We start from the raw sequence: 24,427 nt of genomic DNA on the forward strand, positions 1-24,427 counted from the left end.
ATGAGCGGGCAGGGCATGCATCGGCATGGCGCCGCGTGCGCGCATGTCACCGGGGAGGCGGCCGGCGCCGCACTGGATCCCTCGCGGCGCCGCTTCCTGCAGTGGAGCGCGCTGGCGGTGGCGGCCGGGATGCTGCGGTTCCCGCTCGACGCCGCCGCGTCCACGCCCGGGCGGGTGCAGGCGCTGCCCTTGCAGCAGGTCACGCTGAAGCCGTCGCTGTTCCTGGATTCGCTGCAGACCAACCGTCGCTACCTGCTGGAACTGGAGCCGGACCGTCTGCTGCACAACTTCCTGCAGAACGCCGGCCTGCCGCCGAAGGGCGCGGTCTACGGCGGCTGGGAGGGCGACACCATCGCCGGCCACACGCTGGGCCACTACCTCAGCGCGCTGGCGAAGATGCATGCGCAGACGCGCAATCCCGTGCTGCGCGAGCGCATCGACTACATCGTCGCCGAACTGGCGCGCGCGCAGGCCAAGGACGCGGACGGGTACGTCGGCGGGCTCACCCGCAAGAACGACAAAGGCGCCATCGACAGCGGCAAGGTGGTGTTCGAGGAAGTGCGCCGCGGCGTCATCAAGGGCAGCAAGTTCAATCTCAACGGCAGCTGGTCGCCGCTGTACACGGTGCACAAACTGTTCGCCGGCTTGCTCGACGCGCACGCACTGGCCGGCAACGCACAAGCGCTACAGGTGCTGCTGCCGCTGGCCGGCTATCTGGGCGGCGTGTTCGACGCGCTCGACCATGCGCAGATGCAGACCCTGCTGGACACCGAGTTCGGCGGCCTCAACGAGTCCTACATCGAGCTGGGCGCGCGTACCGGCGATGCGCGCTGGATCGCCATCGGCAAGCGCCTGCGCCACGAGAAGGTGATCGACCCGGCCGCGGCCGGGCGCGACGCGCTGCCGCACATCCACGCCAACACCCAGGTGCCCAAGTTCATCGGCGAGGCGCGCCAGTTCGAGGTCGCCGGCGACGCCGATGCGGCCGCGGCGGCGCGCTTCTTCTGGGAGACGGTGACCGCGCACTACAGCTACGTGATCGGCGGCAACGCCGACCGCGAGTATTTCCAGGAGCCGGACACGATCGCCGCGTTCCTCACCGAGCAGACCTGCGAGCATTGCAACAGCTACAACATGCTCAAGCTGACCCGGCACCTGTACCAGTGGACGCCGCAGGCGCGCTACTTCGACTACTACGAGCGCACGCTGCACAACCACACCATGGCCGCGCAGCATCCGGCCACCGGCATGTTCACCTACATGACGCCGATGATCAGCGGCGGCGAACGCGGTTTCTCCGACAAGTTCGATTCGTTCTGGTGCTGCGTCGGCAGCGGCATGGAAGCGCATGCGCAGTTCGGCGATGCGATCTATTGGCAGGACGCCACGTCGCTGTACGTGAATCTCTACATCCCCTCGCGGCTGGACTGGAGCGAGCGCGACCTGGCGCTGGAACTGGACAGCGGCGTGCCCGACAACGGCAAGGTGCGCCTGCAGGTGCTGCGCGCCGGCGCACGCGCGCCGCGGCGGCTGCTGTTGCGGGTGCCGGCCTGGTGCCAGGGCTGCTACGCCCTGCGCGTCAACGGCAAGCCCGCACGCGCGGCGCTGGCCGACGGCTACCTGACGCTGGAGCGCGACTGGCGCGCCGGCGACGTCATCGACCTGGACCTGGCGACACCGCTGCGGCTGGAGCACGCGGCCGGCGATGCGGACACGGTGGTGGTGATGCGCGGGCCGCTGGCGCTGGCCGCCGACCTGGGCCCGGTGAGCACGCCCTACGACGCGCCGGATCCGGCGCTGGTGGCCGCGGCCGATCCACTGCGCGGCTTCGCCGAGCTGCCGCAGCCCGGCCATTTCCTGGCCAGCAGCACGCAGCCGACTGGCCTGACCTTCGTGCCGTTCTATGCGCAGTACGAGCGGCGCAGCGCGCTGTACTTCAAGCGCATGGGGCCGGCTCAGTGGGCGCAGGAAGCGCAGCGACGGGCGCGCCGCCAGGCCGAGCAGGACAGCCTGCGTGCGACCGCGGTGGACATGATCCAGTTCGGCGATGAAGCCTCCGAGCAGGCCCACCAGTTGCGTAGCGACACGTCCTTCGGCGGCGCCTACCGCCGCCAGCAGTGCCGCGACGTGCGCGGCAAGGGCTTCGTCGAGTTCCGCATGCGCGGTAGCGCGCAGCCGCTGGCGCTGCGCCTGCGCTTCTGGGGCAGCGACAAGGGCCGCTTCAACATCCTGGTCAATGGCAAGCTGGCCGTGGAAGTGGCGGTGGAGCGCGGCCAGGTGATCGATTTCGTCGACCGCGACTACCCGCTGCCGCCCGCCTTGACCCGCGACGCGCAGCCGCTGACCGTGCGCATCGAGCCGCAGCACGGCGACACCGCCGGCCCGCTGTTCGGCGGCTGGCTGATTCCGGTGTGATGCGGCCCGGCACGAACATCGGCATCGCCTCGTGCGACCGATTGCAGCGTGTGCCTGTCGTGGCGGCGTCTGCGCGACACGGCGCCATGCCGCAGCATGGCCGTCGCGCACAGGCGCCGACTCGCACCCGACCATGCATGATTCCGCACGTGAAACCGCGAATCGCGACAAGACGCGGGCATGCATCCACGGCACAGTGTGACCGCGTGATGAAATTCTGATCGCATCGTCGTACCGGCCGTGGCGCCGGCGCGCGCCACCGGAGCGCCGCCGTCGTCGTCGGACGTCATCGCAGTAGCGGGGAGCCGCGCACCGGCCGTGCGCGCAGGACATCGCCATCCCCGCGGTGCGCCAGGCCGTCAAGGCCGGGCGCAGGCATGCCATCGCAGGCGCCGCGCAGGCGCCACCGTCCAGCAGGTCCGTCCGTCGGCATGGCGCCGGCATGGCGTCGTTCGGCCTGCGTTTCTCACTGTCCCGTCTCGTCATCACTCCTGGAGCTCGCCCATGTCGTTTTCGCCGCCACGCCCCTCCTTCCGTCATGCCGCGACGCCGCTGGCGCTGGCGGTCGCCACCGCCTTGTCGCTGGGCAGCGCGGGGACGGCGCAGGCGCAGGAGGCGAGCGCCGACAGCGCTCCCCAGACCCTGGACAGCATCGTGGTCACCGGCTCGCGCCTGCGCCGCGTCGACACCGAGACCGCCAACCCGGTCGTGACCATCAGCCGCGCGCAGATCGAGGCCACCGGCAAGGCCACGCTCGGCGATCTGGTGCAGGAGCTGCCGTCGATCGCCGGCAACGCCACCAATCCGAACACCAACAACGGCGGCGGCACCGGCGCCTCGGTGATCTCGCTGCGCGGCCTCGGCGACAAGCGCACCCTGGTCCTGGTCAACGGCACGCGCCTGGCCAGCAACGACGTCAACGCGATCCCGGCGACCATGATCGAGCGGGTGGAAGTGCTCAGCGACGGCGCCTCGGCGGTGTACGGCTCGGACGCGATCGGCGGCGTGGTCAACTTCATCCTGCGCAAGGGTTTCGACGGCATCGAGGCCAGCGCCGACTTCGGCACCAGCTCGCGCAGCGACGGCAACCGCCGCAACTTCTCGCTGACCGCCGGCAAGACCAGCGAGCGCGGCAGCATCGTCGCCGGCCTGTCCTACCACGACATCGATCCGGTCTCGGCCGGCGAGCGCGCCTATTCCAAGGATGCGCTGTCGCTGATCGACGGCGTCGGGGTGAAGCAGGGCTCCTCGGCCACCCCGACCGGCAGCATCAGCTTCAACGACGGCTCGGCCGCGGCCAAGGCGCTGGCGGCGAGCAACGGCTGTTCGCGGGTCACCTTCAACGGCGGCAGCAGCAGCCCGACCAACGCCAGCCAGTACCACTGCTACGTCGCCTCGACCGATTCCTACAACTACCAGCCCTACAACCTGCTGCAGACTCCGCAGGAACGCACCAACGCCTTCGTGCTCGGCAGCTACCGTTTCAACGACCACCTGGAAGGCTACGTCAACACCTACTTCAGCAAGACCACCTCGTCCTCGATCATCGCGCCGATCCCGATCTTCGCCAACGGCGACAACTTCCTGGTCTCCTCCGCAAGCTACTACAACCCGTTCGGGGTCAACTTCGGCACCGACCGCAGCACCGGCACCTCGTACAACAACTTCAACACGCGCGCCACGGTGCTCGGCAACCGGCAATACCAGTACGACACCTACAATTTCCAGATCAATCCGGGCCTGCGCGGCAGCTTCGGCGACAGTTCCTGGCAGTGGGATGCCAGCCTCAACTACGGCAAGGTCAAGCAGAAGTCGATCAACCAGGGCTTCCTCGACTACGCCGGCTTCAACGCCGCGGTGGGGCCGTCGTTCCTCGCCGCCGACGGCACGGTCAAGTGCGGCAGCGCCGGCGCGGTGATCGCCGGCTGCACCCCGATCGACGTGTTCAACCTCAACGCCGCCAGCAACAAGGCCGCGCTTGAGGCGCTGGTGGTCAACCCGATCGTCACCAACGTCTACACGGTCAAGCAGTTCGAGGCCAATGCCAACGGCGAGCTGTTCGCGCTGCCGGCCGGCACCGTCAGCCTGGCCGCCGGCGTGTCCTACCGCAAGGAAAGCACCAGCACCGCCGCCGATCCGCTGTGGACCGGCGACGAGAACGGCATGTGTGGGGTGCTGGAGTACTGCGCGTCGGTGCTCGGCGGCAGCTTCAGCGTCAAGGAAGCCTATGCCGAAGCGCTGTTCCCGCTGCTGGCGGGGCTGCCCGGCGTGCACTCGCTCAACCTGACCGTGGGCACCCGCTTCTCCGACTACGACACCGTCGGCAGCAAGACCAACAGCAAGGTCTCGCTGGAGTACCGCCCGATCGAGAACCTGTTGCTGCGCGGCACCGCCTCGCAGGTGTTCCGTGCGCCCAACATCAACGAACTGTATGCGGGCGTGGCCGGCGACTCGCCGTCGGTCACCGACCCGTGCAACGGCTACACCGGCGGCCATGCCGCGGCCTGCGCCAACGTGCCCACCGACGGCAGCTACCAGCAGGCCGACAACCAGGTCGGCGCCAAGGCCTCCGGCGCGGCCGTGGCCGGCTACCAGCTCAAGCCGGAGACCGGCATGTCCTACGACTTCGGCGTGGTCTACGACCCGGGTTGGGTCGAGGGCCTGTCGATGAGCGCGGACCTGTGGAAGATCAACCTCAAGGACACCATCACCCAGGTCTCGGCGCAGACGGTGCTCAACCAGTGCTATGCCAACGACGCCAGCGCGTTCTGCGCGCTGATCCACCGCAACGACAACGGCACCGTCAACTACATCGCCGAGCCCACCGTGAACCTGGGCAAGCTGTGGGCCAGCGGCGCGGACTTCAGCCTCAACTACCGCCTGCCCGACACCGCCTGGGGCAGCTTCAGCGCCGGCCTCAACGGCACCTACGTGATCCGTTACGACATCAACCCCGACACCACCGACCCCAGCACCGTCACCATCCACAACGCCGGCAAGTACACCTACGCCTACGGCAACTTCCCGCGCTGGCGCGCGCTGGGCACGCTGAACTGGAACCTGGGCGACTGGAGCGCGTCGTGGCGCGTCCGCTACATCGGCCGCACCGAGATCGGCAGCGCCGACACGCGGCAGAGCCTGTCGGCCGACGCCGATCAGCCGGCCGTGGTCCGCGACATCGGTGCCTACGTCTACCACAGCGTACAGGTGGGCTATCAGGTCAAGCCGTGGAACACGCGCTTCGAAGTGGGCGTGGACAACCTGGCCGACCGCCAGCCGCCGCTGTACTACGCCAACAACGTCACCAACGCCAACACCGACGTGGCCACCTACGATCTGCTTGGCCGCTACTACTGGGCGCGCGCGACGGTGAAGTTCTGAGCCGAATGCTGTTTGCACAGGCGAGCAGGGTGCCGGTGCCGTGGCGGGTGCAGCCCGCCGCGGTGCGATCGGCCGGTGCGCTTCCGCACCGGTGGCGTCGAGCCGTCACGGCGTGCGGATTGCGGGTTGGCTGCCGCATCTGGCGCGGCGCATCGCACGATTGCGCCGCGTACCTGGCGATGACGGAAGGCCACTCGTAGGAACGGCTTCAGCCGCGACAGGCATCACCGGTAACGCCGCGTCGCGGCTGAAGCCGCTCCTACACGACGACGCCATGTCCCGCTGAGCTACGGCAAAGCGGGCTATTAGCGGCGCTCCTCAATCGAGCAGGGCCAGCAGATCCTGATGTAAGGCCTGTGGAATCCGCACGCCTTCGCTGCGGCTGCGTGCCCGCGCCTGGTAGCGGCGTTGCGACGGCAGGCGCGCCCCGGTGGCCTCGTAGGCGGCAAAGAAGGCTTCCGCGCGGGCCAAGTGCGTTGCGCGGTCGGCGCCGAGGAAGCGCGCCGGATCCAGCGCCAGGATCAGTTCGCCGTGGTAGGGCGCCGCGCCGGCACCGGCGTCGTGGGCTAGCGATTCGGCGCTGGTGAGGTCGCCGATCAAGGGGCCGGCGATCAGTTCGATCATTACCGACAGCGCCGAGCCCTTGTGGCCGCCGAAGGTCAGCATCGCGCCGCCGTCGGCGACCGCGGCCGGGTCGGTGGTCGGCGCGCCTGTCGCATCCACGCCCCAGCCTTCGGGAATCGGCTGGCCGGCGCGGCGGCGCAGCTCGATCTCGCCGCGTGCCACCGCGCTGGTGGCGAAATCGAACACGAAGGGCGGCGCGTCCACGCGCGGCCAGCCGAACGCCAACGGATTGGTGCCCAGCAGCGGCGTGCGACCGCCGGCCGGCGTGACCCAGGCATGGCTGGGGTTGCAGATCAGCGTGACCAGACCGGCCTCTGTGAGCCGTTCCACCTCCGGCCATAGCGCGGAGAAGTGCACGCAATGGTTGATCGCCAGCGCCGCCAGGCCATTGCCGCGCGCCTTTTCGATCAACAACGGCAGGCCGCGCTCGAACGCCAGCAACGAGAACCCGCCGCACGCATCGACCCGGACGATGCCGGGCGCATGGTCGTGCACGACCGGCTCGGCGTCGCCCACCACCTTGCCGTTGCGCAGCGTCGCCACGCAGCCCAGCGTCCGGTACAGCCCGTGCGAGGCGCAGCCGTCGCGTTCGCCGGCAACGATGGTGTGGGTGAGGGCGTGCACATGCGCGGGGCTGAAGCCGGCACGGGAGAGGATGCGCTCGATCAGGTTGGTGGCCTGGTCCAGGGACAGGGGGATCGTGTCGCTGGTGTTCATCGAGAAAGGCGGGCGGGGGAGTGCTCTGGATTCTGGCCCGAGCCGTGCTTCGTGAGAACCCTCTGGGTGCCGGGTCGCATTGGGCGGCTGTCCTGACGTGAGATCCGTCGTGGCCAGAGCACGGCAACTGGAAACCCCCCAGCCCGTTGCATGTCTGACGGCGGGCCCAGAAACAACGAAGCCGGCAGGTCGCCGGCTTCGTTCTTGCCACCGTTTGGGCCTGGCAAGGCCTACACCGACAACTCCAACAACAGCTTGTTGAGCCGCCGCACATACGCCGCCGGATCCTTGAGGCTGTCGCCGGCCGCCAGGGCGGCCTGGTCGAACAGTACCTTCGCCAGATCGCCGAAGCGCTCGCCGTCGGCCTCCGCGTCCAGCTTCTCGATCAGCGGGTGCGCCGGGTTGAACTCGAACACTGGCTTGCTCTCCGGCAACTTCTGGCCGCTGGCTTCCAGGATCTGCCGCATCTGCAGGCCCAGGTCGCCCTGGCCGATGGCCAGGATCGCCGGGGAGTCGGTCAGGCGGTGCGAGACGCGCACTTCGGAGACCTCGTCCTTCAGCACGTTCTGGATGCGCTCGACCAGGCCCTGCTTGGCCTTGGCGGCCTCTTCCTTGGCCTGCTTCTCCTCCTCGCTGTCGAGCTTGCCCAGGTCCAGGTCGCCGCGCGCCACGTCGACGAAGGACTTGCCATCGAACTCGGTGAGGTAGCTCATCAGCCACTCGTCGATGCGGTCGGTGAGCAGCAGCACCTCGATGCCCTTCTTGCGGAACACCTCCAGGTGCGGGCTGTCCTTGATCTGCGCGTAGCTCTCGCCGGTCAGGTAGTACAGCTTGTCCTGGCCTTCCTGCATCCGCGCCACGTAGTCGGCCAGCGACACGTTTTGCGTGCCGTCGCTGCCGTGGGTGGAGGCGAAGCGCAGCAGGCCGGCGATCTTCTCGCGGTTGCCGAAGTCCTCGGCCGGGCCTTCCTTCAGCACCTGGCCGAAGTTCTTCCACACGCCCTGGTAACGCTCGGCGTCGTCCTTGGCCAGCTTCTCCAGCATGTCCAGGGCGCGCTTGGTCAGCGCCGACTTCATCGAGTCGATCACCGGGCCGGACTGCAGGATCTCGCGCGAGACATTCAGCGGCAGGTCGCTGGAATCGACGATGCCCTTGATGAAGCGCAGGTACAGCGGCAGGAACTGCTCGGCCTGGTCCATGATGAAGACGCGCTGCACGTACAGCTTGAGTCCGCGCGAGGCGTCGCGCTGGTACAGGTCGAACGGGGCGCGGCCGGGCACGTACAGCAGCGAGGTGTACTCCAGCTTGCCTTCGACCTTGTTGTGGCTCCACGCCACCGGGTTCTCGTGGTCGTGGGCGATGTGCTTGTACAGCTCCTGGTATTCCTCGTCCTTGATCTCGTTGCGCGGGCGCGTCCACAGCGCGCTGGCGCGGTTGACGGTTTCCCACTCGGGTGTTTCCGGCTTGTCCTTGTCCTCGCCGTGGTGTTCCTTGGGCAGTTCGATCGGCAGGGCGATGTGGTCGGAGTACTTGCGCACGATGCCGCGCAGCTTCCAGCCGTCGGCAAAGTCCTTCTCGTCGTCCTTCAGGTGCAGCACGATGCGGGTGCCGCGCTCGGCCTTCTCGACCGTGGCGACCTCGAACTCGCCTTCGCCGCGCGAGGACCAGTGCACGCCTTCGCTGGCCGGCAGCCCGGCGCGGCGGCTGTACACGTCGACCTGGTCGGCGACGATGAAGGCGCTGTAGAAGCCCACGCCGAACTGGCCGATCAGGTGCGAATCCTTCTTCTGGTCGCCGGACAGGTGCTTGAGGAACTCGGAGGTGCCGGACTTGGCGATGGTGCCCAGGTGCGCCACGATCTCCTCGCGGCTCATGCCGATGCCGTTGTCGTCGATGGTGACGGTGCCGGCGTCCTTGTCGAAGCCGATGCGGATGCGCAACTGCGCGTCGCCGTCCAGCAGTTCCGGCTTGACCAGCGCCTCGAAGCGCAGCTTGTCGGCGGCGTCGGAGGCATTGGAGATCAGCTCGCGCAGGAAGATCTCCTTGTTGGAATACAGCGAATGGATCATCAGCTGCAGCAGCTGCTTGACCTCGGTCTGAAAGCCCAGGGTTTCTTTTTGGGTTTCCACGCTCATCGGTAGGTGCTCCATGAAGGATGGGCGGCCGCGCGGAGGAGGGCACGGCTCTGCCGGCCGACATGGTGGCGGCCGCGGCCGGCTTCAAGCACCGGGCCGCGCAGACGCCGGTCGGCGCGCTGGTCTATGATCCGGACCCCGTTCCGCCGCCCGTCGCCGATGCCGTCCTTGCGTTTCATGTCCTGCCTGTCCAGGCCCCTGCGGGGCCGCCGATGAGCCGTCCCGGCGGCGGGCAGGTGCGAATCATCGGCGGGCGCTGGCGCAACACGCGGCTGCCGGTGCCGGACCTGGCCGGGCTGCGCCCGACCTCCGACCGGGTCCGCGAGACCCTGTTCAACTGGCTGCAACCGGTGCTGCCCGGGGCGCGCGTGCTGGACCTGTTCGCCGGCAGCGGCGCGCTGGGGCTGGAAGCGGTGTCGCGCGGCGCGGCCGGCGCAGTGCTGGTCGAACGCGACCCGGGCCAGGTGGTACAGCTGCGCGCCACGGTCACGCGGCTGCAGGCCCAGGACCAGGTGCAGGTGGTGCAGGGCGATGCGTTGCGCTGGCTGGCCGAGGCTACAGCCGATGCCCCGGCCGATATCGCCTTCGTCGACCCGCCGTTTGCCGCCGGGCTGTGGGACGCGGTGTTGCAACGCCTGCCGGCGCGGCTGGCGGCCGACGCCTGGCTGTACCTGGAGTCGCCGGCCGGACAGGGACCGGCGCCGCCCGCGCCCTGGGCGCTGTACCGCGAGGGCGGCAGCCGCGAGGTGCGTGCTGCCCTGTACCGGCGCACCGCTGCTACACTTCCCGGCGACCTTCACGCGGTACCCGACGCATGACCGTGGCCCATAGCCGCATCGCCGTCTATCCCGGCACCTTCGATCCGATCACCAACGGCCATATCGACCTGGTCAACCGTGCGGCGCCGCTGTTCGAGCAGGTGATCGTGGGCGTGGCGCAGAGCCCGTCCAAGGGGCCGACCCTGCCGTTGGACCTGCGCGTGTCGCTGGCCCGCGAGGCGCTGGCCGGGCACCGCAATGTGGAAGTGCTGGGCTTTGACACCTTGCTGGCGCATTTCGTGCGCTCGGTCGGCGGCGGCGTGCTGCTGCGCGGCCTGCGCGCGGTGTCCGATTTCGAATACGAGTTCCAGATGGCGAGCATGAACCGGCATCTGATCCCGGAGGTGGAGACGCTGTTCCTCACCCCGGCCGAGCAACACAGCTTCATTTCGTCCTCGTTGGTGCGCGAGATCGCGCGCCTGGGCGGGGACGTCTCCGGCTTCGTGCCGCCGTCGGTGGTGCAGGCGCTGGTCCAGGCCCGCCAGGCCGCCGCGCAGCGCTGAGCCGTCCACCATTCACTGACGACACAGAGGGAGCCGTTCCATGAACACCACCGCACGCGCGTTGCTGATCGCTTCGCTGGCCCTGGGCTTCACCGCCTGCAAGAAGGAAGAGGCCGCCAAGCCGGCCGCCGACGCGCAGCCCGCGCTGACCGCGCCCGCCAAGGACGACGACGCTGGCTGGAAGAAGTACCTGCAGGAAGTGGCGATCCAGAACATGGGCAACGTCACCAACAGCCCGTTCCTGTACTACCTGCCGCCGGAATCGGATCCGGAGTTCCAGGCCAAGTACGACCGCCAGGTCGAGAGCGCCACCACCGCCATCGGCCGCGGCATCCAGCCGGGCAACATGCTGGCGTTCGGCTCCTCGGCCTCGGCCAAGATGGCCGACCTGATCACCGCGGCCTTCGCCAAGGTCGAGCCGAACACCATGAAGGGCGTGCGCGTGGTCTACATCGGCGCTCCGGCCGACAGCGCCCGCGTCGAAGCCGTGGTCAAGCCCACGGGCGCCGACTACATCTTCGTCGAAGCCAAGTAAGCCCGCAGGGCCGGCGCGCCGATGCGCGCCGGTCCCGCCATGTCGCGCCGCACGGCGCGAACACAGTCTCTCCGCCACAGCGGAGAAGGGCCTGGCCCTCGAGACCAGGCGTGCCATCTTTCGATGCAGCGATGCCAGGCGCCGTGTGTCCGGCGTCGATCGCGGGGCAGACGCGCTCCTTCACGACGAGGCGATGGCGATACAGCGTTCCGCGCCATGGCGCCGCCTTCGCGGGGCCGTCCCGTCCCGATCCGGTAAACTGCCCGGGTCAGTGCCGAAGTGCGCCCCATGTCCCTCAAGATCAACGAGCTCTGCGTCAACTGTGACGTCTGCGAGCCGGCCTGCCCGAACCAGGCCATCGCCATGGGCGAGACGATCTACGTGATCGATCCGGCCCGCTGTACCGAATGCGTCGGCCATTTCGACGAGCCGCAGTGCGTGGTGGTGTGCCCGGTGGAATGCATCGACCCGGACCCGGCCATTCCGGAGACGCACGCGCAATTGCTGGCCAAGCTGCAGCGCCTGCAGCGCGACCACCCCGAGTTGTACCCACAGGAGCCCCCCGCCGCATGAGAAGCCTCGTCCGCCGTGTCCTGCTGCTCGCCCTGGTCCTGACGCCGTCGGCGTGGGCCGAGGCACCGGTCGCCGAAGCGACTGCCACCGCCCCGGCCGCGCATCCGCCCGGTGCCGCGATCGCCAGCGGCCACCGTCTGGCCACCGAGGCCGGCCTGCAGATCCTGCGTGAGGGCGGCAATGCCTTCGACGCCGCAGTGGCGGTGTCCTCGACGCTGTCGGTGGTCGAGCCGATCAGCTCGGGCCTGGGCGGCGGCGGCTTCTTCCTGCTGCACGACGCCAAGACCGGCAAGGACGTGATGCTGGACGCGCGCGAGACCGCGCCGGAATCGGCGACGCCGGCCGCGTTCCTGGATGCCAAGGGCGAGCTGGACCGCGACCGCTCGATCAACGGTCCGTGGTCGGCCGGCATCCCCGGGCTGCCGGCGGCGCTGGTGGAGCTTGCGACCAAGCACGGCCGGCTGCCGCTGCGGCAGTCGCTGGCGCCGGCGATCCGCATCGCCCGCGAAGGCTTCCCGGTGTACGCGCGCATGGCCGAGGGCTACCAGTCGCGGCGCAAGGTGATGGAGCGCTATCCCGGCACGCGCGAGGTCTACCTGCGCAACGGCCGGCCGATCGCCGAGGGCGACGTGTTCAAGCAGCCGGAACTGGCCAACACGCTGGAGTTGCTGGCCGACAAGGGCTTCGACGGCTTCTACCGCGGCGCCACCGCCAAGAAGCTGCTGGCCGGGGTCAAGCAGGCCGGCGGCCGCTGGACCGCGCAGGAACTGGCCGGCTACACGGTCAAGGAACGCACGCCGATCCGCTTCGACTACAAGGGCTGGACGATCACCACCGCGCCGCCGCCGTCCTCCGGCGGCATCGCCCTGGCCAGCATGCTGCAGATCCTGGAAGGCTACGACCTCAAGACCATGGACCCGGTGCACCGCGTGCACCTGACCGTGGAAGCGATGCGCCGCGCCTACCGCGACCGCACCTTCTTCCTGGGCGACCCGGATTTCACCCATGTGCCGCAGCGCATCCTGCTCAGCAAGGACTACGCCGTGGGCCTGCGCTCGACGATCAACCCGGACAAGGCCACGCCCAGCGACCTGCTGTCGGGCCAGCCGACCCCGCTGGAAGACGACGAGACCACGCATTTCTCCATCATCGACGGCGAAGGCAACCGCGTCGGCGCGACCCAGACGGTCAACCTGCTGTACGGCTCCGGGTTGATCCCCAAGGGCACCGGCGTGCTGCTCAACAACGAGATGGACGATTTCGCACTACGTCCGGGCACGCCGAATGCCTTCGGCGTGATGGGCTACGCGGCCAACGCGCCCAAGCCGGGCAAGCGCCCGCTCAGCTCGATGTCGCCGACCTTCATGGAGAACGCGGACAAGGCCATCGTGCTCGGCACCCCGGGCGGCAGCCGCATCATCACCATGGTGCTGCTCGGCATCCTCGGCTACGACGACGGCCTCAGCGCGCAGCAGGTCGCCGCGTTGCCGCGCTACCACCACCAGTGGCTGCCGGACGTGATCGAGGCCGAGACCGGCACCTTCGACGCGGCCACGGCGAAGGGCCTGGAAGCGATGGGGCATGCGCTGAAGCTGCCCGGCGACAGCGCCGAGGACGGCCACGGGTCCAGCCACGTCTGGGGCAACCTGCAGACGGTGGAATGGGACAAGCGCCGTAACGTGCTCAGCGGCGGCAGCGACCCGCGCAACGAGGTCGGCAGCGCCGAAGTGCTACAGACCGCGCCGGCGCGCTGAGCCGCGCGACGCCCGCTTTTGCGAATCCCCACTCCCCAATCCCGAATCCCCGCTCATGAAGCTCTGGTCCATCCAAGGCAACTCGCAGAAACTCGACGGTGGCGCGATGTTCGGCAACGCGCCCAAGGCGATGTGGCAACAGTGGGCCGCGCCCGACGACGGCAACCGCATCGCGCTGGCCTGCCGCGCCTTGCTGGCCAGCCCGCTGGCCGGCAAGACGGTGTTGTTCGAGACCGGCATCGGCGCGTTCTTCCCGCCGACGCTGCGCGAGCGCTACGGCGTGCAGGAGGCGCGGCACGTGCTGCTGGATTCGCTGCAGGAAGCCGGCTTCGCCCACACCGACATCGACGTGGTGGTGCTGAGCCATCTGCACTTCGATCACGCCGGCGGCCTGCTGGCGCCGTACCGCGAAGGCGCCGCGCCGGAGTTGCTGTTCCCCAACGCGCAGTTCCTGGTCGGTGCGGCGCACTGGCAGCGCGCGCTGCACCCGCATCCGCGCGACCGCGCGAGCTTCATCCCGGAACTGCCCGGGCTGCTCGAGGCCAGCGGCCGCCTGGAACTGGTCGAGGGCTCGCATTCGCGCGCCCTCGGCGAGGCGGTGCGATTCCGTTTCAGCGACGGCCACACGCCGGGGCTGATGCTGGCCGAGATCGTCGGCCCCCACTACGGCGAGGACGGCCAGGCGCACGGCGGGGTGGCGTTCTGCGCCGACCTGATCCCGGGCCGGTCGTGGGTGCACGTGCCGATCACCATGGGCTACGACCGCAACGCCGAGCTGCTGATCGACGAGAAGCGTACGTTCCTGGAGGACGCGCTGGCGCGCGACGTGCGCCTGTTCTTCACCCACGACCCGGACTGCGCGCTGGCGCAGGTGCAGCGCGATCCGAAGGGCCGCTTCGTCACCGCGCACGAAGTGCCGGCGCTGCAGGCGCGCGCGCTCGCCGCCTGAGCGCGGCGTTCCGGCGCTACCAGCGCAAGTCGGCGTGCGGGAGCGCGCCGGCAGTGGCGCCGTCCAGCGCCACCGAAAAGCCGATGGTGGTGATGCCGTCGCGGTGCTGCGCGAACACGCGCCCGCCGTGCATGGTCGCCACCGCCTTGACGATCGCCAGGCCCAGGCCGTGGCTTTCGCGGCTGTTGGCGCGGGCAGCGTCGCCGCGGTAGAAGCGGTCGAACAGGCGCTCCAGATGTTCCGGCGCCAGCGCCACGCTGGGATTGGAGAAGGCGATCAACGCCTGCCCGCCGCGCTGCACGATCTCCACCACGATCGGCGCGGTGCCCGCCGAATGCTGGATCGCGTTGTGCAGCAGGTTGGACAGCGCGCGCCGCAGCAGCGACTTCTCGACCTGGGCGACCGCATCGCCGCGCAACTCCACGCGCAAGCCGGCCTCGTCCAGCAGCACGTCGAAAAACTCGACGGTCTTGCCGACTTCCTCGGCCAGCGATGCGTCCTCGCACTGGCGCGCGCGCTGGCCCTGCTCGGCGCGCGCCAGGAACAGCATGTCGGCGACGATCGCGCGCAGCCGCTCCAGTTCCTCCAGGTTCGACTGCAACACCTGGCGCAACTGCTCGGCATCGCGGTGGCGGGTCAGCGCCACCTGGGTCTGGCCGATCAGGCTGGCCAGCGGCGTGCGCAGTTCGTGGGCGACGTCGGCATTGAAGCTTTCCTGCTGCGCGTAGGCGGCGTCGAGTCGATCGAACGCCGCGTTCAACGACGCGCCCAGGTCCTCCAGTTCGCGCGGCAACCGCGGCAGGTCCAGGCGCCGCCGGTCGTGCGGACCGATGCGCTGGGCATCGGCCGACAGCCGTTGCACCGGGCGCAGGCCGAGCTTGGCGGTCCAATAGCCCAACGCGCCGACCAGCGCGGTGCCGGCCAGCGTGACCAGCGCCAGGGCGATGTCGAAGCGGCGCCGGGTCAGCGCGAACGGCGCGCTGTCCATCGCCGCGATCAGTTGCACCGGCGGGCGCACCGGCGTGGCCGGCAGCGTCTGGCCGATGGCCTGCCACGATTGCGGATGCGCATCGGCGATGCCCAGCGCCTGCGGATCGCCGATGCGCACCAGGCCGCTGCGCCCGCGCGTGGCCGCCGCCATGGCCTCGGCGCCACGCCCGTAGCGGAACGCCGGGTCCTCGCTCCACAGCCAGAAGCGCAGGTCCGGTGCGCTGGAGACGCTGGCCAGCCGCGTGCGCGCATGCGCGGCCAGGTCCGGCGAGCGGCTGTTGACCAGCATGTACTGCACCGCGTCCATGCGCGAGCGCAGTTCCTCGCGCTGGTGGCGACGCAACTCGTGTTCCAGCACCTGGTGCAACACCAGCCCGATCAGGGCGAAGCCGAGCAGCGCGGTGGCCGCGAACAGGCCGGCCAGGCGCAGCGCGATCGAGGGCCGCGCCGGCGCGCTCACCCGGCCGCGTCCTCGCGTTCTTCCAGCACGTAGCCCATGCCGCGCACGGTGTGCAGCAGCGGGGCGTCGAACGGCACGTCGATCTTGGCGCGCAGGCGCTTGATCGCCACTTCCACCACGTTGATGTTGCTGTCGAAGTTCATGTCCCAGACCATTTCCGCAATCGCGGTCTTGGACAGGATCTCGCCCTGGTGCCGGGCCAGCGTCGCCAGCAGCGCGAACTCCTTGGCGGTCAGGTCCAGCCGCTGCCGGCCGCGCACGGCCTTGCGGCTGATCATGTCGATCTGCAGGTCGCCCACGCGCAGCAGGGTGCTTTCCTGGGCGCGGCCGCGGCGCGCCAGCACCTGCAGCCGCGCCAGCAGTTCGATGAAGGAGAAGGGCTTGATCAGGTAGTCGTCGGCGCCCTCGCGCAGGCCCTTGACCCGGTCCTCCACGCTGTCGCGCGCGGTGAGCATGATCACCGGCGTGCTCTTCACCGAACGCAGCGAGCGCAGGATGGCGAAGCCGTCCAGGCCCGGCAGCATCGCGTCGAGCACGATCACGTCGAAGTCGTAGTGCAGGGCCAGGTGCTGGCCGTCGATGCCGTCGTAGGCCACGTCGACCGTGCAGCCCTGTTCGCTCAGCCCCTGCTGCAGGTAGTCGGCGGTCTTGCGCTCGTCCTCGACGATCAGCACCTTCATGGCTGCAGCGCCTCCGGCGCGGCGGTGCGTGCGCGGCGTGCCTGGCGCCGCTGCATGTACCAGCCGTGCAGGCGGTCCAGGTACAGGTACACGATCGGCGTGCTGAACAGGGTCAGCAGCTGCGACAGCAGCAGCCCGCCGACCATCGCATAGCCCAGCGGCCGGCGCAGTTCCGAACCGGCACCGTGGCTGAGCATCAGCGGCAGGCCGCCGAGCAGTGCGCACAGGGTGGTCATCATGATCGGCCGGAAGCGCATCAGGCACGCCTCGTAGATCGCATCGCGCGAGGACAGCCCGCGTTCGCGTTCGGCATGCAGGGCGAAGTCCACCATCATGATCCCGTTCTTCTTGACGATGCCGATCAGCAGGATGATGCCGATCATCGCGATCACGCTCAAGTCGTAGCCGCCGGCCATCAGGATCAGCAGCGCGCCGACGCCGGCCGAGGGCAGGGTGGAGAGGATGGTCAGCGGGTGGATGTAGCTCTCGTAGAGCAGGCCGAGCACGATGTAGACCGCGATCAGCGCCGCCAGGATCAAATACGGCTGGGTGCGCAGCGAGGCGCTGAACGCCTGCGCCGTGCCCTGGAAGCTGCCGCTGAGCGTGGCCGGCACCCGCAGCTGCGCCTGCGCCTGCTGGATCGCGTCCACCGCATCGCCCAGCGCCGCGCCCGGCGCCAGGTTGAAGGAGATGGTCACCGCCGGGAACTGGCCCTGGTGGCTCACCGACAGGTAGCCGGTCTTGCCGGTGTCGAGCGTGGCGAAGGTGGACAGTGGCACCTGCTTGCCGTTCAACGGCGAGGTCAGGTACAGCCGCTGGAACAGCGACGGATCGCCCTGCAGCGCCGGCGTCACTTCCAGCACCACGTGGTAGCTGTTGAGCTGGGTGAAGTACTGCGCGACCTGGCGCTGGCCGATGGCATCGTTGATGGTCGCGTCGATCTGCTGCGGGGTGATGCCGAAGCTGGCCGCGCGCTGGCGGTCGATGGTCAGGCTGGCGATCGGCGCGGCGTTCTGCTGGTCGGAGGCGACGTCGGTCAGTTGCGGCAAGGCCCGGAACGCCTTCAGCAGCTTCGGCGCCCAGGTGTTGAGTTCGTCCAGGTTGGCGTCGGTGAGGGTGTACTGGTACTGGGTGCGGGCCATGCGGCCGCCGACGTTGATGTCCTGCCCGGCCTGCATGAACAGGGTGACGCCCTGCACGTGCGCCAGGCGCTTGCGCAGCCGCGCGATCACTTGGTCGGCGCTGGCGGTACGGCCGTCGTCCTTGGGCTTGAGCGCGATCGAGAAGGTGCCGGAGTTGAAGGTGCTGGCGCCGCTCTGCATGCCGAAGGACAGCACGTCCGGATCGCGGCGGATGATGTCGGCCAGTTGCAGCATGCGCGTGCGCATCGCCGCCGAGGACGAATCCTGTGCCGAATCGGCGGTGCCGGAGATGAAGCCGGTGTCCTGCTGCGGGAAGAACCCCTTGGGCATCACCACGAACAGCGCCACGCTGGTGGCCACGGTCAGCAGAAAGCTGGCCAGGGTCAGCCGCGGGTGCCGCAGCACCGTCTCCAGGCCGCGCCGGTACGCCGCCAGCATCGCCTCGAAGCCGCGCTCGAACGCGCGCGCCAGACGCCCCTGCGCCTGCTCGGCGTGCGGCTTGAGCAGGCGCGCGCACAGCATCGGGGTCAGGGTCAGCGACACCAGCAGCGACACCAGGATGGTCAGGCTCACCGTCACCGCGAACTCGCGGAACAGGCGGCCGACGATGCCGCCCATCAGCAGCAGCGGGATGAACACCGCCACCAGCGACACCGAGATCGAGACCAGGGTGAAGCCGATCTCGGCCGCGCCCTGCAGTGCCGCCTGCAGCGGCGCCATGCCGTCCTCGATGTGCCGGTAGATGTTCTCCAGCATCACGATGGCGTCGTCGACCACGAAGCCGACGGCGATGGTCAGGCCCATCAGTGACAGGTTGTCCAGGCTGTAGCCGAGCACGTACATCAGCGCCGCGGTGCCGAGGATCGCCAGCGGCACGGTCAGGCTCGGGATCAGGGTGACCACCGCGCTGCGCAGGAACACGAAGATCACCGCCACCACCAGCACGATCGACAGCAGCAGGGTGAATTCCACGTCGCGGACCGAGGCGCGGATGTTCTGCGTGCGGTCGGCGAGGATCTTGACGCTGACGCTGGGCGGAATCGACGCCATCAGCTTGGGCAGCGCCGCCTTGACCTGTTCCACCGTGTCGATGACGTTGGCGCCGGGCTGCTTGGTGATGGCGATCATGATCGCGCGGCCGTTGACGATGCCGCTGTCGGCTGGCGCGGCGGCGCCGGCGAAGCCCCAGGCGGCGATCTTGGCGTTTTCCGGCCCGTCCACCGCGGTACCGACGTCGCGCACGCGGATCGGCGCGCCGTTGCGCCAGGCCAGCACGGCGTCGTTCCAGGCCTGGCTCTGCAGCAACTGGTCGTTGGTGGAGACGGTGAAGGCCTGGCGCGCGCCGTCGATCGAGCCGGTGGCCGCGTTCACCGTGGTGGTGGCGATCACCGCGCGGATGTCCTCCAGGCTCAGCCCCAGCGCCGCCAGCTTGGCCGGATCCACCTGCACGCGGACCGCCGGCTTCTGCGCGCCGTACAGGTTGACCAGGCCCACGCCGGAGATGCGCGAGATCTGCTGCGCCAGCACGTTGTCGGCGTAGTCGTTGACCTGGGTCAGCGGCAGCACCCGCGACTGCACCGCCAGGATCAGCGCCGGCGATTCGGCCGGATTGATCTTGCGGAAGCTCGGCGCGCTCGGCAGCGCACTCGGCAACTGCCCGGACGCGGCGTTGATCGCGGTCTGCACATCGAGCGCGGCGGCGTCGATGTTGCGGTCCAGGTCGAACTGCAGCGTCACCTGGGTCGAGCCGAGCGCGCTGGTCGAGGTCATCTGGCTCAGGCCCGGGATCAGCGACAACTGCCGCTCCAGCGGCTGCGCCACGTTCGAGGCCATGGTCTGCGGGCTGGCGCCGGGCAGGCTGGCCGAGACCTGGATGGTGGGGAAATCGACCTGCGGCAGCGGCGCCACCGGCAGCAGCGGCCAGGCCACCAGGCCCAGCAACAGCAGCGCCATGGCCAGCAGCGAGGTGCCGATGGGGCGTTTGATGAAGGCGGCCGAGACGCTCACGCGTGCGCTCCCGCCGCGGCGGGCCTGGCGTGCTTGGCCGGCTTGGCTTCCACCACCTTCGCCCCCGGATGCAGCCGGTACTGCCCATCCACCACCACCCGCTGGCCGGCCTGCATGCCCTGGCCGATCACCGTCTCGCCGTTGGCATCGTCCACGACCTGCACCGGCTGGTCGCGCACGCTGCCGTCGCTGCCGACCACGTACACGAACTCGCCGTCCTGGCTGCGCTGCACGGCCGCGCTCGGCACCACCAGCGCGCCGGCGCGCATGCCCAGGGTGATGCGCGCATCCACCGTCTGTCCCGGCCACAGCGTGTGCCCGGGATTGGGGAAGTGCGCCTTCATCGCGATGGTGCCGGTGCTGGTGTCGATCTGGTTGTTGAGCAGGGCCAGCGTGCCGTGCGCCAGCACCTGTCCGCTGCCGTGGTCGACCGCGTCCACGCCCACGCTGGCCGGCGCGGCATGCAGCGCGCGGTTGATCTGCTGGAACGCGCTTTCCGGCAGGGTGAACTGCACCGCGATCGGGTCGATCTGGTTCAGCACCACCAGGCCGCCGGCGTCGCTGGCGTGGACGATGTTGCCTGGATCGACCAGGCGCGCCCCGGCACGGCCGTCGATCGGCGCGCGGATGGTGGTGAAGTCCAGTTGCACCCGCGCGCTGTCGATCGCCGCCTGGTCGCTCTGCAGGGTGGCGCGCAGTTGCGTCACCAGCGCCTTCTGCGTGTCCAGGGTCTGGCGGGTGGTGGCGTTGTCCTGCAGCAGTTGCGTGTAGCGCTGCAGGTCGGCCTGCGCATTGCCCAACTGCGCCTTGTCCTTGGCCAGTTGCGCGGTGGCCGCGGCCAGTTGCGCCTGGTAGGTGCGCGGATCCAGCCGCGCCAGCACCTGCCCGGCCCTGACGTCCTGGCCCTCGCCGAAGCCCACGTCGATCAGCTGCCCGTCGATGCGCGAGTGCACGGTTACGGAAGCGATCGGCAGCACGGTGCCGATCCCGGTCTGGCGGATCGGCACGTCCTTGCGCAGCACCGGCGCGCTGGTCACCGGCACCGGCGGCGTGGCGGCGGCGGGCGCGTGGCGGGGGCGCAGCCATAGCACCAGCAGCAGCGCGACCAGCAACGCGGCGACGACGAACGGCCAGCGTCGCCGCGGCACGGCATGGCGCGCTGGCGGATCAGCGGGGCGGGTGGGAGCGGCGATGGACATGGGTTACTCCGGGACGACAGGAGCCGGCGTGGCGCCCGGCGAGGCGCCGCGCACGGCGGGGAGACGGGCGCTGTCCCAGTCGCCGCCCAGCGCGACCAGCAGCGCGACCTGGGCACCGAACTGGCGCGATTGCACCTGCAGCAGGGTGCGTTGCGCGTCCAGCGCGTTGGCCTGGGCGGTGATCACCGCGCTGTACAGCGTGGTGCCGGCGCGGTACTGGTCCATCAGCACGCGTTCGGCCTGCTGCGCGGCATCTGCAGCGCTGCGCTGTTGCTGCGCCTCGCGCGCCAGTTCGCGCGTGGCGGCCAGTTGGTCCTCCACGCCCTGGAACGCGCTCAACACGGTTTGCCGGTAGCTGGCCGCGGCCGCATCGAAGCTGGCTTGCGCCTGCGCGCGTTGCGCGTGACGGGCGCCGCCGTCGAACAGCGTGCCGGCCAGCGCCGCGCCCACCGCCCAGACCCGGTTCGGCACGCTCAGCAGCGAGGCCAGCCCGGTGCCGTCGTAGCCTCCACTCGCGCTCAGCGACAGGGTCGGGAACCACGCCGCCACGGCCATGCCGATGCCGGCGTTGGCCGCGGCCATGCGCCGTTCGGCGCCGGCGATGTCCGGGCGCCGTTGCAGCAGCACCGAGGGCAGGGCGTCCGGCGTCGGTGGTAGCGCCGGCAGCGGCGCGTCGCTGGCCGCCAGCGAGAACTCGGCGGGGGTATGGCCCAGCAGCACGGCCAGCGCGTGGTCCAGTTGCCGCCGCGACAGCGCCAGATCGGTCGACGCGGCTTCGGCGCTGTGCAGGGTGGCCTCGGCCGCGGCCACATCGGCGGCGCTGGCGACCCCGGCGCGGACCCGCGCCTGGGTCAGCTGCAGCGCATCGCGATAGCCGGCCAGGGTGCGCTGGTACAGCGCCAGGGTCTGGTCGTCGAAGCGCAGCTGCAGGTAATCCGCCACGACCGCGGCCTGGAGCGACAGCCGCGCCTGCGCCAGGTCGGCGGCGCTTGCCTGGGCGCTGTCGCCGGCCTGTTCGACGCTGCGTCGGATCCGGCCCCAGAAGTCCGGTTCCCAACTGGCGCTCAGTCCCAGCGTATCGGTGGTGCGCAGGCCGGGTTTGGGAGTCGCCGTGCGTTCGCGCGTGGTCGCGGCCTGCACGCCCAGCGTCGGCGCTTCGGCCGCACGCGCGCTGCCGACCAGCGCCTGCGCCTGCCGATAGCGTGCTTCGGCCTGGCGCAGGGTCTGGTTGGCGCGATCGGCCTGCTCGACCAAGGCATTCAGCTGCGGATCGCCATAGCGGGTCCACCACGCCACCGCCGGGTCGGCCGCAGCCGGTGCGGCGGGCGCCCAGTGGCCGTCGGCCTCGGCGAACGGCTGCTGTGCGCCCGCCGGCGGTGCCGGGCGCACGTAGTCCGGGCCGGCCATGCAGCCGCCGAGCAGCAGCACACTCAGCAGCGGTGCGAGCGGCGCCAGGCGGCGGGAAACGGGCGGTGGGGGCAGGGCGGTCACGGGGTCGGTGCCGGCAGCGGGAACAGGTCTTCACCGTAGGCGCCGCATGGCGACCCCACGCTGACGCCTCGCTGACGGCGCTGTCAGGAACGCCGCATGCGGCCGTCCCGCGCCGCGTCCTGGGCCGCCCCCGGCGCGTCCGCAACGTGGCGCTTGCAGCCGTCATCATGGCCCGCCAGTATCGGCGCATGAAGCTGCCCCATGCCCTGTCCTGCCTGTTCCTCGCCTGCCTGCTGCTGGGCGGCTGCACCTCGCATGCCGACACCGCCATGCCATCGCCGATCCGCCTGAACCAGGTCGGCTTCCTGCCTGCCGCGAGCAAGCTGGCGGTGGTGCCGGACGGCCACGGCGACGCGTTCTCGATCGCGCGCGCCGACAGCGACGAGGTGGTGCTGCGCGGCACCCTCGGCGCCGCCGCGGCGTGGCCGCCGGCGCAGCAGACCGTGCGCATCGCCGATTTCTCCGCGCTGCGCACGCCGGGCCGCTATCGCCTGCAGGTCGACGGCCTGCCGCCGTCGGACAGCTTCGCCATCGGCGAGGACGCCTACAACGCGCTGTCGCGCGCCGCGCTCAAGGCCTACTACTACAACCGCGCCAGCACCGCGCTGGACGGCGACTACGCCGGCCGCCACGCGCGCGCCGCCGGCCATCCCGACGACCACGTGCTGGTGCATGCCTCGGCGGCGTCGCCGGAGCGCCCGGCCGGCACCGTGATCGCCGCGCCCAAGGGCTGGTACGACGCCGGCGACTACAACAAGTACGTGGTCAGTTCCGGCATCACCGTCTACACCCTGCTGGCCGCCTACGAGCAGTTCCCCGCCTACTTCGCCAAGCATCCCGAAGGCATTCCGAACAGCGGCGGCGACGTGCCGGACATACTGCGCGAGGTCGACTGGAACCTGCAGTGGCTGCTGGCGATGCAGGACCCGCACGACGGTGGCGTGTACCACAAGCTGACCAACCTGGACTTCGCCGGCATGCAGATGCCGGACCAGGCGCGCGCGCCGCGCTACGTGGTGCAGAAGAGCACCGCGGCCACGCTCGACTTCGCCGCGGTGATGGCCCAGGCCAGCCGCATCTACGCACCGTACGACGCGCAGTTCGGCGGCATCTCCACGCGCATGCTGGAAGCCTCGCGGCGCGCCTGGGCCTGGGCGCAGGCGCATCCGGACGTGGCCTACAAGCAACCGGCCGACGTGCATACCGGCGCCTACGAGGACACCCAGTTCGACGACGAGTTCGCCTGGGCCGCGACCGAGCTGTACCTGGCCACCGCCGACGACGCGTTCTACGAGGCGGCGATGGCGCGCAAGGTGCCGGCCAGCGTGCCCGACTGGCGTCAGGTCGGCGGGCTGGCGTGGATGTCGCTGGCGCAGCACCGCGCGCGGCTGACCCCGCGCGCCGACCAGGCGCGCATCGCCGAAGAGATCGAGGGCCTGGCCGATCATCTGGTGCAGGTGTGGCAGGGCTCGGCCTGGCGGGTGACGATGCGCGAGGCCGACTTCCACTGGGGCAGCAACGCCACGGCGATGAACCAGGCGATGATGCTGCTGCAGGCCTACCAGCTGCAGCACAAGCCCGAATACCTGCAGGCCGCGCAGTCGCAGCTGGACTACGTGCTCGGCCGCAACCCGCTGGGCATGTCCTTCGTCACCGGCATCGGCGTGCGCTCGCCGATGCACATCCACCATCGCATCTCCATCGCCGACGGCGTGGCCACGCCGGTGCCGGGATGGCTGGTCGGCGGCCCGCAGCCGGGGCAGCAGGACGCCGATGCGTGCAAGCACGCCTACACATCGACATTGCCGGCGCTGTCCTACCTGGACAAGGAGTGCAGCTACGCCACCAACGAAGTGGCGATCAACTGGAATGCGCCGCTGGTATACGTGAGCGCCGCGCTGCAGGTGCTGCAGCGCTGATCCGCGGCCGCGGCGCGATGGCGGCGCCGCTTAGGGCGTGTCACCCATTCCCGAGTATGCCGCGCGCCTGCCAGGCCCAACCCGAAGGGCCGCGGTTGCGCGCGCCCGCTGCTGCGTCATCGCTCGGGCGTGGAC

At 70.0% G+C, this 24,427-nt stretch carries 17 protein-coding genes; 9 read left to right on the plus strand and 8 right to left on the minus strand.

Going from position 1 to position 24,427, the window contains the following annotated elements:
• Positions 1-2,415: a glycoside hydrolase family 127 protein gene (locus tag FHR66_RS05425; protein ID WP_160970231.1), complete on the plus strand. Its 2,415-nt coding sequence runs from the start codon at positions 1-3 to the stop codon at positions 2,413-2,415.
• Positions 2,416-2,919: 504 nt separating this feature from the next.
• On the plus strand, positions 2,920-5,796 hold the full coding sequence (locus FHR66_RS05430) for a TonB-dependent receptor (RefSeq protein ID WP_167087562.1): 2,877 nt from the start codon (positions 2,920-2,922) through the stop codon (positions 5,794-5,796).
• Positions 5,797-6,114: 318 nt separating this feature from the next.
• Here the strand turns inward: FHR66_RS05430 and FHR66_RS05435 are convergent, their stop codons facing one another.
• The 3 genes from FHR66_RS05435 to FHR66_RS05445 form a co-directional block, all read right to left on the minus strand.
• Positions 6,115-7,137 carry an Ldh family oxidoreductase gene (locus tag FHR66_RS05435; RefSeq protein WP_160970235.1) on the minus strand — a complete coding sequence of 341 codons (1,023 nt, stop codon included), beginning with the start codon at positions 7,135-7,137 and terminating at the stop codon, positions 6,115-6,117.
• 230 nt (positions 7,138-7,367) lie between these two features.
• A complete protein-coding gene (gene htpG / locus FHR66_RS05440) occupies positions 7,368-9,272 on the minus strand; it encodes a molecular chaperone HtpG (protein ID WP_160970237.1) in 1,905 nt (634 codons plus the stop codon).
• Positions 9,269-9,451 (minus strand): hypothetical protein, encoded by a 183-nt coding sequence (locus tag FHR66_RS05445; protein ID WP_160970239.1) that lies wholly within the window; start codon positions 9,449-9,451, stop codon positions 9,269-9,271. The genes htpG and FHR66_RS05445 overlap by 4 nt, the downstream gene beginning before the upstream one ends.
• 33 nt (positions 9,452-9,484) lie before the next feature.
• On the opposite strand from FHR66_RS05445, the gene rsmD reads away from it, so the two are divergent.
• From rsmD to FHR66_RS05475, 6 genes are all read left to right on the plus strand, one after another.
• Positions 9,485-10,090, plus strand: coding sequence for a 16S rRNA (guanine(966)-N(2))-methyltransferase RsmD (gene rsmD, locus FHR66_RS05450; RefSeq protein ID WP_160970241.1), 606 nt, complete (start codon positions 9,485-9,487; stop codon positions 10,088-10,090).
• Positions 10,087-10,593, plus strand: coding sequence for a pantetheine-phosphate adenylyltransferase (gene coaD / locus FHR66_RS05455; RefSeq protein WP_010342036.1), 507 nt, complete (start codon positions 10,087-10,089; stop codon positions 10,591-10,593). The genes rsmD and coaD overlap by 4 nt, the downstream gene beginning before the upstream one ends.
• Positions 10,594-10,633: 40 nt before the next feature.
• Positions 10,634-11,128 (plus strand): hypothetical protein, encoded by a 495-nt coding sequence (locus FHR66_RS05460; protein WP_160970243.1) that lies wholly within the window; start codon positions 10,634-10,636, stop codon positions 11,126-11,128.
• Positions 11,129-11,416: 288 nt separating this feature from the next.
• The gene (locus FHR66_RS05465; RefSeq protein WP_017908325.1) at positions 11,417-11,701 is read left to right on the plus strand and encodes a YfhL family 4Fe-4S dicluster ferredoxin; all 285 of its coding nucleotides are present in this window, start codon (positions 11,417-11,419) and stop codon (positions 11,699-11,701) included.
• Positions 11,698-13,455: a gamma-glutamyltransferase gene (gene ggt, locus FHR66_RS05470; protein ID WP_160970245.1), complete on the plus strand. Its 1,758-nt coding sequence runs from the start codon at positions 11,698-11,700 to the stop codon at positions 13,453-13,455. The genes FHR66_RS05465 and ggt overlap by 4 nt, the downstream gene beginning before the upstream one ends.
• A gap of 55 nt (positions 13,456-13,510) precedes the next feature.
• Entirely contained in the window at positions 13,511-14,404 is an 894-nt protein-coding gene (locus tag FHR66_RS05475) for an MBL fold metallo-hydrolase (protein WP_167087564.1), read from the plus strand.
• 16 nt (positions 14,405-14,420) lie between these two features.
• Here the strand turns inward: FHR66_RS05475 and FHR66_RS05480 are convergent, their stop codons facing one another.
• From FHR66_RS05480 to FHR66_RS05500, 5 genes are read right to left on the minus strand one after another with little or no spacing between them, the layout of a single operon-like run.
• On the minus strand, positions 14,421-15,854 hold the full coding sequence (locus FHR66_RS05480; RefSeq protein WP_160970249.1) for a heavy metal sensor histidine kinase: 1,434 nt from the start codon (positions 15,852-15,854) through the stop codon (positions 14,421-14,423).
• Positions 15,851-16,534 (minus strand): heavy metal response regulator transcription factor, encoded by a 684-nt coding sequence (locus FHR66_RS05485; protein ID WP_160970251.1) that lies wholly within the window; start codon positions 16,532-16,534, stop codon positions 15,851-15,853. Before FHR66_RS05485 ends, FHR66_RS05480 begins: the two co-directional genes overlap by 4 nt.
• Positions 16,531-19,683, minus strand: coding sequence for an efflux RND transporter permease subunit (locus FHR66_RS05490; protein WP_160970252.1), 3,153 nt, complete (start codon positions 19,681-19,683; stop codon positions 16,531-16,533). The genes FHR66_RS05485 and FHR66_RS05490 overlap by 4 nt, the downstream gene beginning before the upstream one ends.
• Positions 19,680-20,882 carry an efflux RND transporter periplasmic adaptor subunit gene (locus tag FHR66_RS05495; protein ID WP_160970254.1) on the minus strand — a complete coding sequence of 401 codons (1,203 nt, stop codon included), beginning with the start codon at positions 20,880-20,882 and terminating at the stop codon, positions 19,680-19,682. Before FHR66_RS05495 ends, FHR66_RS05490 begins: the two co-directional genes overlap by 4 nt.
• A gap of 3 nt (positions 20,883-20,885) precedes the next feature.
• A complete protein-coding gene (locus FHR66_RS05500; RefSeq protein WP_208417131.1) occupies positions 20,886-22,373 on the minus strand; it encodes an efflux transporter outer membrane subunit in 1,488 nt (495 codons plus the stop codon).
• 188 nt (positions 22,374-22,561) lie between these two features.
• Here FHR66_RS05500 and FHR66_RS05505 point away from each other — a divergent pair, with 188 nt between their 5' ends.
• Positions 22,562-24,292 carry a glycoside hydrolase family 9 protein gene (locus FHR66_RS05505; protein WP_343160691.1) on the plus strand — a complete coding sequence of 577 codons (1,731 nt, stop codon included), beginning with the start codon at positions 22,562-22,564 and terminating at the stop codon, positions 24,290-24,292.
• The last annotated feature ends 135 nt before the right edge of the window (positions 24,293-24,427 follow it).

It is taken from the genome of Xanthomonas sp. F4 (assembly GCF_011761895.1).